The organism is Kitasatospora nipponensis, from assembly GCF_039528135.1.
Lineage (GTDB): Bacteria > Actinomycetota > Actinomycetes > Streptomycetales > Streptomycetaceae > Kitasatospora > Kitasatospora nipponensis.
Genome location: NZ_BAAALF010000245.1, coordinates 1 through 8,568, shown reverse-complemented (window position 1 = coordinate 8,568; position 8,568 = coordinate 1). Strand labels below are relative to the sequence as shown.

Annotated in this window: 9 protein-coding genes and 1 pseudogene; 7 read left to right on the top strand and 3 right to left on the bottom strand. The window is 75.0% G+C overall.

All coding sequences use genetic code 11. From position 1 onward, the window contains the following. A pseudogene (locus ABD323_RS36810) lies at nt 1-470 on the bottom strand (hypothetical protein); the annotation flags it as partial. Between the two features lie 63 nt (nt 471-533). Between ABD323_RS36810 and ABD323_RS36805 the strand changes: the two are divergent. After that, a complete protein-coding gene (locus tag ABD323_RS36805) occupies nt 534-1,514 on the top strand; it encodes a hypothetical protein (protein ID WP_344446447.1) in 981 nt (326 codons plus the stop codon). A gap of 63 nt (nt 1,515-1,577) precedes the next feature. Here ABD323_RS36805 and ABD323_RS36800 read toward each other — a convergent pair whose 3' ends face one another. Next, nucleotides 1,578-2,960: a DUF1015 family protein gene (locus ABD323_RS36800; RefSeq protein ID WP_344446446.1), complete on the bottom strand. Its 1,383-nt coding sequence runs from the start codon at nt 2,958-2,960 to the stop codon at nt 1,578-1,580. Between the two features lie 119 nt (nt 2,961-3,079). Between ABD323_RS36800 and ABD323_RS36795 the strand changes: the two genes are divergently transcribed. Further along, on the top strand, nt 3,080-3,700 hold the full coding sequence (locus tag ABD323_RS36795; protein ID WP_344446445.1) for a tetratricopeptide repeat protein: 621 nt from the start codon (nt 3,080-3,082) through the stop codon (nt 3,698-3,700). Continuing rightward, nucleotides 3,697-4,719: an HAD-IIA family hydrolase gene (locus ABD323_RS36790; RefSeq protein WP_344446444.1), complete on the top strand. Its 1,023-nt coding sequence runs from the start codon at nt 3,697-3,699 to the stop codon at nt 4,717-4,719. Before ABD323_RS36795 ends, ABD323_RS36790 begins: the two co-directional genes overlap by 4 nt. A 43-nt stretch (nt 4,720-4,762) precedes the next feature. On the opposite strand, the gene ABD323_RS36785 is transcribed toward ABD323_RS36790, so the two are convergent. After that, nucleotides 4,763-5,110 carry a sterol-binding protein gene (locus ABD323_RS36785; RefSeq protein WP_344446443.1) on the bottom strand — a complete coding sequence of 116 codons (348 nt, stop codon included), beginning with the start codon at nt 5,108-5,110 and terminating at the stop codon, nt 4,763-4,765. A gap of 236 nt (nt 5,111-5,346) precedes the next feature. On the opposite strand from ABD323_RS36785, the gene ABD323_RS36780 reads away from it, so the two are divergent. The 4 genes from ABD323_RS36780 to ABD323_RS36765 all read left to right on the top strand — a co-directional run bounded on the left by ABD323_RS36780 (nt 5,347) and on the right by ABD323_RS36765 (nt 8,433). After that, entirely contained in the window at nt 5,347-6,357 is a 1,011-nt protein-coding gene (locus ABD323_RS36780; RefSeq protein WP_344446442.1) for a hypothetical protein, read from the top strand. Further along, the gene (locus tag ABD323_RS36775) at nt 6,350-6,601 is read left to right on the top strand and encodes a hypothetical protein (RefSeq protein WP_344446441.1); all 252 of its coding nucleotides are present in this window, start codon (nt 6,350-6,352) and stop codon (nt 6,599-6,601) included. Before ABD323_RS36780 ends, ABD323_RS36775 begins: the two co-directional genes overlap by 8 nt. A 30-nt stretch (nt 6,602-6,631) precedes the next feature. Further along, nucleotides 6,632-7,438: a TlyA family RNA methyltransferase gene (locus ABD323_RS36770; RefSeq protein WP_344446449.1), complete on the top strand. Its 807-nt coding sequence runs from the start codon at nt 6,632-6,634 to the stop codon at nt 7,436-7,438. Between the two features lie 92 nt (nt 7,439-7,530). Beyond that, nucleotides 7,531-8,433: an NAD kinase gene (locus tag ABD323_RS36765; protein WP_344446440.1), complete on the top strand. Its 903-nt coding sequence runs from the start codon at nt 7,531-7,533 to the stop codon at nt 8,431-8,433. Nucleotides 8,434-8,568 lie beyond the last annotated feature (135 nt).

The window sequence follows — 8,568 nt, the reverse complement described above, 5'->3', positions numbered from 1 at the left end:
GTTTCCGTGGCGGCGACCGTCCTTCGGGCGGTTTCAACCGCGATGACCGTCCCTCGGGCGACCGTGGTGGGTTCCGTCGTGACGACCGTCCCTCGGGCGGTTTCACTCGTGACGACCGTCCGTCCGGCGACCGTGGCGGCTTCCGTCGCGATGACCGTCCGTCCGGCGACCGTGGCGGCTTCCGTCGTGACGACCGTCCCTCGGGTGACCGTGGCGGTTTCCGTGGCGGCGACCGTCCGTCCGGTGACCGCGGTGGATACCGTGGCGGCGACCGTCCCTCGGGTGACCGTGGCGGTTTCCGTGGTGGGGACCGTCCCTCGGGTGACCGCGGTGGATACCGTGGCGGCGACCGTCCGTCCGGTGACCGTGGTGGGCGCTCGTTCGAGAGCCGTGGCCGTTACGAGGGCCGGCGGGATGAGCGCGACGGTGGTGGCTACGACGACCGCCGGGGCAACATCGAGCCCGTCCACCGGCTGCCGATCCCCGAGGACGTCACGGGTGCGGAGATCGACTCGGACGTGCGCCAGGAGCTCATGAGCCTGCCGAAGACGCTGGCCGAGGACGTGGCCCGCAATCTCGTCATGGTCGCCCGCCTGCTCGACACCGAGCCGGAGGACGCCTACAAGTACTCCCGCGTGGCGCTCCGCCTCGCCTCCCGCGTGCCTTCGGTCCGCGAGGCGGCCGGCTTCGCGTCGTACATGACGCAGCGCTACTCGGAGGCGCTGACCGAGTTCCGCGCCGCCCGTCGGATGACCGGTCGCGCGGACCTGTGGCCGGTGATGGCCGACTGCGAGCGCGGCCTGGGCCGTCCGGAGCGGGCGCTGGCGATGGCCGGCGAGCCGGAGGTCAAGCAGCTGGACAAGGCGGGTCAGGTCGAGATGCGCCTGGTCGCCGCCGGTGCGCGGGCCGACATGGGGCAGTTCGACGCCGCCGTGGTCACGCTGCAGAGCCCCGAGCTGGCCTCGCACGCGGTCCAGCCGTGGACCGCGCGCCTGCGCTACGCGTACGCCGACGCGCTGATCGCCGCCGACCGTGCCGACGAGGCCCGCGACTGGTTCGCGAAGGCCGCCGAGGCCGACCCGGAGGGCACCACCAACGCCGGTGAGCGCCTCGCGGAGATCGACGGCCTGGAGTTCGTGGACGCCCTCGACCCGGAGCTGGACGTCGAGGAGGACGAGGAGGGTCTCGACCGCGTCGACGTGCGGGACGAGGACGACGACGCGCTGCTCGACGAGGACGAGGACGACCGCGACCGCGGCGACCGCGATGACGTCGACGGCCCGTACGGCGACGAGGACGAGGACGACCTCGACCGCCGTGACGCGCGCGACGAGCGGGACGAGCGCGACGAGGCGCCCCGCGAGGAGCCCCGCCGTGGCGCGCCGGTCTTCGAGGACGACGAGGACGTCGAGGAGTACTACGACGAGGACGACCTCGAGATCGACGAGGCCGAGGACGGCGAGGTCGACGACGCGCTGCGCGAGGCGCGCCGCCAGGACAACGACCGCCGCTGACCCCGGCACCTGCAGAACGGGCCGAGGCCCCGCCCGATGGGCGGGGCCTCGGCCCGTTCTGCCTCAGCCCAGTTCGAGACTTCGCAGGACCAGTCCGGTGGCCGGCTTGGGCCCGAAGGAGGTCGACTTGCGGGGCATGGTGACCCCCTGCTCGGCCAGCCGGCGCACCACGCCCTCGTCGACCGGGTGCAGCAGCACGGCCGTCCCGCCGCTGCGGGCGGCCTCGTGCTCGGCGGCCGCGGCCGCGTGCAGGTAGCCGATGTCGTCGGGGCCGTCCGGGATCCGCCAGGTGTGCTCCAGCAGCGTGGCGTGCAGCACGGTGGCGTCGAGCCGGCGCCACTCGGCCGGCTTGTCCTTGGGCACGGTGGCGTCCAGCAGGGCTTCCTCGGGACCGGTGAGCAGGTGGTAGACCGAGTCGCCGGCGGTGAGCACGAAGGCGTTGCCGCCGTCCTGCTTGGCGGTGGCCAGGGCGTCGAGGGCGCCGTCCAGCGGTCCTTCGATCCGGCGGACCCGCCAGCCGTCCTCGGGCGACTCGCCCAGCGCGGCCAGCGCGCGCTCCAGCGGGAGCCGGTAGAGCACCCGGTGGATCGCGCGGACCCGCAGCGGGTAGCGGGCGGTGTCCACCAGCAGCACCATGCCGCGGTCCCACGGGCTGAAGGACAGGTGGCGGTGCTCGCGCTGCAGCCGCAGGTACATCTCCCAGCGGTGGTGCCCGTCGGCGATCAGGGCCCGGCAGGTGGCCAGGTCGCGGGAGACCTCGGCCAGCTCGCCCGGGTCGGTGACCGCCCAGAGCCGGTGGCGGGTGCCGTCGGAGGTGGTGGTGGTGAGCAGCGGCTCGTGGTCGACGGTCCGCTCGATGACCGCGGACGCGCCGCCCTTGCCGCGGTAGGTGAGCAGCAGCGGTTCCAGGTTGGCGCGGGTGGTGCGCATCAGTCCGACCCGGTCGGCGACCGGCCGGGGCATCACGTCCTCGTGCGGCAGCACCACGCCGCCCTCGCGGCCGCTGACGGCCAGGGCGCCGATCAGTCCGCGCTGCAGCAGCTCGCCGCCGGGGCCGTCGTCGGGCGTGCGCTGCTCGTAGACGTACAGGGCCGGCTGCGGGTCGGGCGCGAGCACGCCCTCGTTGAGCCAGCTCTTCAGCAGCCGGGCGGCGTGCCGGTAGCGGGTGTCGCGGTCGGGCCGCTCCCCGTTGTCCTCCGGCTCGGGGCGGGGCAGGATCAGCCGGACCACGTTGTGCGGGTCGGCGGTCTCCAGTCCGAGCCGGCCCTGCGGGTCCACCACGTCATACGGCGGGGAGGTGACCGCAGCGAGGGTACCGACCCGTTCGGGGACGTACCGAAGCCCGCGGAAGGGCGACAGGGAGAGCCCTGCGGTGGCGACGTGCCCGGGATCGCCGGGGCCGCCAGGCGAAGCCAACGCTCCGTTTCCTGCACTGGGTGCACTCATTCTGGGCATGGTAATCGGGAATGCCGTTGTTCCGAGATCTTGAGACCGAACTGGGGCACCGGCGTGCGGCCGACGGGCCGCGCGGGCGCGGTGCGGGGCGAGCGAGAGCGAGGCCGGAGATGAGCAGTGGGCAGGGAGCGGGGCAGGGGCCGGCGGCCGGTGGCGCGGGGGACCGGTCGACGGCCGGGGGCGGTGGTGGGGAGCCGCAGGGAGACGTCTACGCGTGGTTCCGGCGCGGTGAGCGGCTGCTGGCCGAGGGTCACCCGGCCGCCGCCGAGCAGTTGCTGGCGCGGGCCGCGGCGGCCGAGCCGGACTCGAAGAGCATCCGGGAGTCGCTGGCCAGGGCGCAGTACGACGCGGGGTCGTACGCGGCGGCGATGGAGAACTTCCGGCTGGTGGCACTGGCCGACCCGTCCGACGACTACGCTCAGTTCGGCTGGGGGATCGCGGCGGCCAGGCTGGGCGACTTCGAGACCTCGGCCGAGCACCTGGCGCTGGCGGTGGCGATGCGGCCGCAGGCCGAGCACTACCGGGCGGCCCTGCGGCAGACCCGGGCCACCCTGGCGGCCCGCGCCGGAGCGTACGGACCGCTGCTGCCCGGTGCGCCCGGCTACGTGCCACCGCAGTCGGGCGGTGCGGCCGGCGGTCCCGCGGACAGCACGACCGAGCAGCCGACGCGCGCCACCGACCAGGCGACGCGACAGTCGAACGACGAGAGTGACGAGGACGATCAGGCATGACGGACACCCAGGTCCCGGGCCACAGCGACCGCCCGCTGGTGGCGGCGTACGACACCGCGCTGCTCGATCTGGACGGGGTGGTCTACGCCGGCCCGGCCGCGATCGAGCACGCCGTGGAGTCGCTGGACATCGCCCGGGCCCGCGGCATGCGCCTGGCGTACGTCACCAACAACGCCTCCCGCCCGCCGCGGGTGGTGGCCGAGCACCTGACCGAGCTGGGCGTGCCGGCCGAGCCCGGTGACGTGATCAACTCGGCGCAGGCGGCTGCGCGGCTGGTCGCCGAGAAGGTCCCCAAGGGCTCGAAGGTGCTGGTCATCGGGGGTGCCGGGCTGGTCGAGGCGCTGGCCGAACGGGGGCTGGTGGCCGTCGAGTCGTTGAAGGACGGGCCGGTGGCCGTGGTGCAGGGCTTCGACCCCTCGGTGGGCTGGGAGCGGCTCGCGGAGGCCTCGTACGCGGTGGCCGGTGGGCTGCCCTGGGTGGCCTCCAACACCGACATGTCGATTCCGACCGCGCGCGGCGTCGCCCCGGGCAACGGCACCCTGGTGGCGGCGGTGCGGGCGGCGACCGGGGCCGAGCCCGAGGTCGCGGGCAAGCCGCTGCCGCCGATGCACCGCGAGACGGTGCTGCGGACCGGTGCGAAGCGTCCGCTGGTGGTCGGCGACCGGCTGGACACCGACATCGAGGGCGCCTACAACGGCGGCGTGGACAGCCTGTTGGTCTTCACCGGGGTCGGGACGCCGGCCCAGGTGCTGGCCGCTCCCGTCCAGCACCGCCCGACCTACCTGGCCGCCGACCTGCGCGGGCTGCTGGAGCCGCACCCGGCGGTCGAGGCGCTGGCGGACGGCGGCTTCGCCTGCCGCGGGCGGCAGGCCCGGGTGGTCGACGGCGAGCTGCGGCTGGGCGGGGAGGGCGACCGCTACGACGGCCTGCGGGCGCTGTGCGCGGCGGCCTGGGCGGCCGCCGACCGCGGCGGAGAGCCGGCGGACGGGCGCAAGGCGCTGGCCGAGCTGGGATTCTGACGCCCGGGGCGAGCGGCGGCCGGGGCCGGAGGCGCCCTGGCCGTCAGAGCAGGGTGCGCAGGCGGAGCAGGTCGCGGATGCCGGCCTCCAGGCGGACCCGGCCGGTGGCCCAGGCGGAGGCGAAGTTGAGCCGGCCGCCGACCAGTGCCACCAGGTCGTCGCTGACCATCACCAGTCGGATGTCGGCGCGCCCGACCGGTGCGCCCGGGGCCTGCGCGACGTCCTGGATCCGGCCGCCGCGCAGGGTGCCGGTGAAGGTCAGGTCGAGGTCGGTGAGCCAGCAGCTGAGGGAGCGGTCGACGGTGGCGGCCTGCTGGACGTTGCCGCCGGCCCGGGCCAGGTTCTGGCTGAGCTGCTCCAGCGCCGCGCGGCACTCCTCGATGTCGGCCATGGGCTGCTTCCTCGGGTTCCGGTGGGGCGGGTACTCGGGCCACGGTACCGCCAGGGTGGTGTGGGCCGTCCGGTCGGCGGCCCGTGGGGTGGTGCTGCTCCGGACGCCGCCCGGTACCGCGCCGCGGCGGGTGGAGGGGGTAGCGTCGTGACCGGGCACCCGGTGTGTCCGGGCCGTCGCGGGGTTCGCCCGGCGCGGCCGGTGGGCCAGGGCGGCGCGGAGGAGGCACCGAGAACATGGCGCAGACGCTTCGGGAGTACATGGAGTTGGCCGCCGGTCTCGCGCAGGAGGCCGGCAAGCGTGCGCTCGGGACGGCCGCGGAGCTGCTGGAGCGCTCCGGGGTGGACCTGGCGGCGGTCGAGCGGACGGTGACCGCCCAGCTCCCGTCGTCGGTGCAGTCGCTCCCCACGACGGCCCGGGAGCTGGTGACGGTCGGCCTCGGCGGGCTGGACCTGGCGGTGGGACTGGCGCGGGCGGAGGCGGAGAAGACCTTCGAGCGGTTCGGCCGCCTCGGTGACCAGGTGGTGAAGGTCGGCGTGGTGCTCTCCTACCTGGAGGGCAAGCTGCGGGACCTGGAGGACGACGGATCCGCCGCCGAGGACTCCGGTGCGGCGGCGCGGCCGGGGCCGCCGCAGCCGCGGGCCGACGCGCTGTTCGGCGAGGACTGGCAGCCGGAGCAGGAGCCGGTCACGGGCTTCGCCGGTGGTTTCGACGCCGAGCCCGACGCGGGCTTCGACACCGGGTTCGATGCCGGGTTCGATGCCGGGCCTGACGCCGGGTTCGACCTCGACCGCACCGCCGGGTCGCAGGCGCCGCTGGTACCCGAGCCGCGGGTGGCGTCCACGCCGCGGCCGGCCCGGAAGGCGCCGGCGGCGCCGCGCAAGGCCGCCCCGCGCAAGAGCACGGCGGGGAAGGCCGGGGCGGGCGAGAGCCCGGCCGCCGGGGCGCCGACGAAGAAGGCGGCTGCGAGGAAGACGGCCACCAAGAAGGTGGCTGCGAAGACGGCGTCCGAGCCGAAGACGCCGGCCAAGAAGGCACCGGCCAAGAAGGCACCGGCCAAGACGGCGCCCGCGAAGAAGGCGCCCGCGAAGCAGGCCGACCCCGGGCAGGGCACGGCGACGAAGGCGGCCGCCAAGAAGGCGACGGCGAAGAAGAGCCCCGCGGCGACGGCGAAGAAGGCCGCGCCGCGCAGGAGCGCCGCGAAGGCGCCGGCCCCCGAGTCCGCTCCCGGGGCGAGCGATGTCTGAGCCGTCCGTCGAGCAGGCGCCACCGGTCCCCGAGGCCGAGCCTTGTGCCGCCTCCTCCGCGGTGCTCTGGGAGGCCGAGCCCGAACCCCTGGGCGTGCCGCACCGGCCCACCGGCCATGCCGACGTCGACGCCACGGTGGCCCGGCTGGCGGCCCTGGACGGGGTGCCGACCACGGGCCACGCCGCCGTGTACGAAGATGTCCATCGGAGCTTGACCACGATCCTCACCTCGCTCGACGAGTAACACCCGCTAGGAGCTGAACCCCCCGTGGCAGTGGCACGACGCCGACTCGACGCAGAGCTGGTCCGCCGCAATCTGGCCCGCTCCCGCGAGCACGCCAGCGAGTTGATCGCGGCGGGCCGGGTGAGCGTGGGCGGCGCCACCGCGAGCAAGCCGGCCACCCAGGTGGAGACCTCCGCCGCGGTGGTCGTCGCCAAGGACGAGAACGACCCGGACTACGTCTCGCGCGGCGGGCACAAGCTGGCCGGCGCGTTCGCCGCGTTCGTCCCGCAGGGCCTGCTGCTGGAGGGGCGCCGGGCGCTGGACGCGGGGGCCTCCACCGGCGGCTTCACCGACGTGCTGCTGCGGGCCGGCGTCGCCCGCGTGCTGGCGGTGGACGTCGGCTACGGCCAGCTCGCCTGGTCGTTGCAGAGCGACGAGCGGGTCACCGTGATGGACCGCACCAACGTGCGCGAGCTGACCCTGGAGCGGATCGGCGGCGAGCCGGTCGACCTGGTGGTCGGCGACCTGTCCTTCATCTCGCTGGGCCTGGTGCTGCCCGCGCTGGCGGGCTGCGCGGCGCCGGACGCCGACCTGGTGCTGATGGTGAAGCCGCAGTTCGAGATCGGCAAGGAGCGGCTCGGCAGCGGCGGGGTGGTCCGCAGCCCGCAGCTGCGCGCCGAGATGGTTCGTCAGGTGGCCGGGCAGGCCTGGGAGTTGGGTCTGGGGGTGCGGGCGGTGACGGCCAGTCCGCTGCCGGGGCCGTCGGGTAATGTCGAGTACTTCCTGTGGCTTCGCCGTGACGCCGCACAGCTCGATCCGGCTGAGGCGGACCGGGCCGTGGCGCAGGGGCCCAGCTAGGCTGCCTGCCAGGTGCGTCGGGCCGGCCGCACTGCGGTCCCGGGCCCAGGCCCAGAGGTCAAGGACGACCCGGCAGACGTAGGGAGAGGGCTTTGAGTGAGGCACGTACGGTCTTTCTGATCGCGCACACCGGGCGGGAGGCCGCGCTGCGCAGCGTCGAGCAGCTGGTCGAGGGCCTGCTCAAGGCGGGGATCAGGATCAGACTGCTGGCGGCCGAGGCGGTCGACCTCGACCTGCCCGAGGGGGTGGAGACCGTGCAGGCCGGGCACGGTGCGGCCGACGGTTGCGAGCTGATCCTGGTGGCGGGCGGTGACGGCACGCTGTTGCGCGGCGCCGAGCTGTCCCGGGACACCGGGCTGCCGATGCTGGGCATCAACCTGGGCCGGGTCGGCTTCCTGGCCGAGGCGGAACGCGACGACCTGGCCGTGGTCGTGGAGCGGGTGGTGGACGGCGCGTACGAGGTCGAGGAGCGGATGACCCTCGACGTGGTGGTGCGCACCAACGGCGATGTGGTGCACGAGGACTGGGCGCTCAACGAGGCCTCGGTGGAGAAGGCGTCGCGGGAGCGGATGCTGGAGGTGGTCACCGAGGTGGACGGCCGTCCGGTCTCCAACTTCGGCTGCGACGGCGTGGTGCTCTCCACCCCCACCGGGTCGACGGCGTACGCGTTCTCCGGCGGTGGCCCGGTGGTCTGGCCGGAGGTGGAGGCGCTGCTGATGGTGCCGATCAGCGCGCACGCGCTCTTCGCCCGTCCGCTGGTGACCTCGCCGCACTCGGTGCTCGCCGTGGAGGTGCAGCCGAAGACGCCGCACGGGGTGCTCTGGTGCGACGGGCGGCGCTCGTTCGAGCTGCCGGCCGGGGCCCGGGTCGAGGTGCGCCGCGGGCAGGTCCCGGTGCGCCTGGCGCGGCTGCACCGGGCTCCGTTCACCGACCGGCTGGTGGCCAAGTTCGCGCTGCCGGTGACCGGGTGGCGCGGCCGCTCGGGCGCCTGCTGAGAGCTGCACCCCGGCGCCCGGCGCCCGCCACCTGTCACCCGCTTCCCGCCGCTCGGTCGAGGAGGCGGGCGGGAGTTCAGACCGCCAGCGGCTCGCCGCCCGCCCCCTCGACCGGGTGCGGGTGGCGGGCGGCCG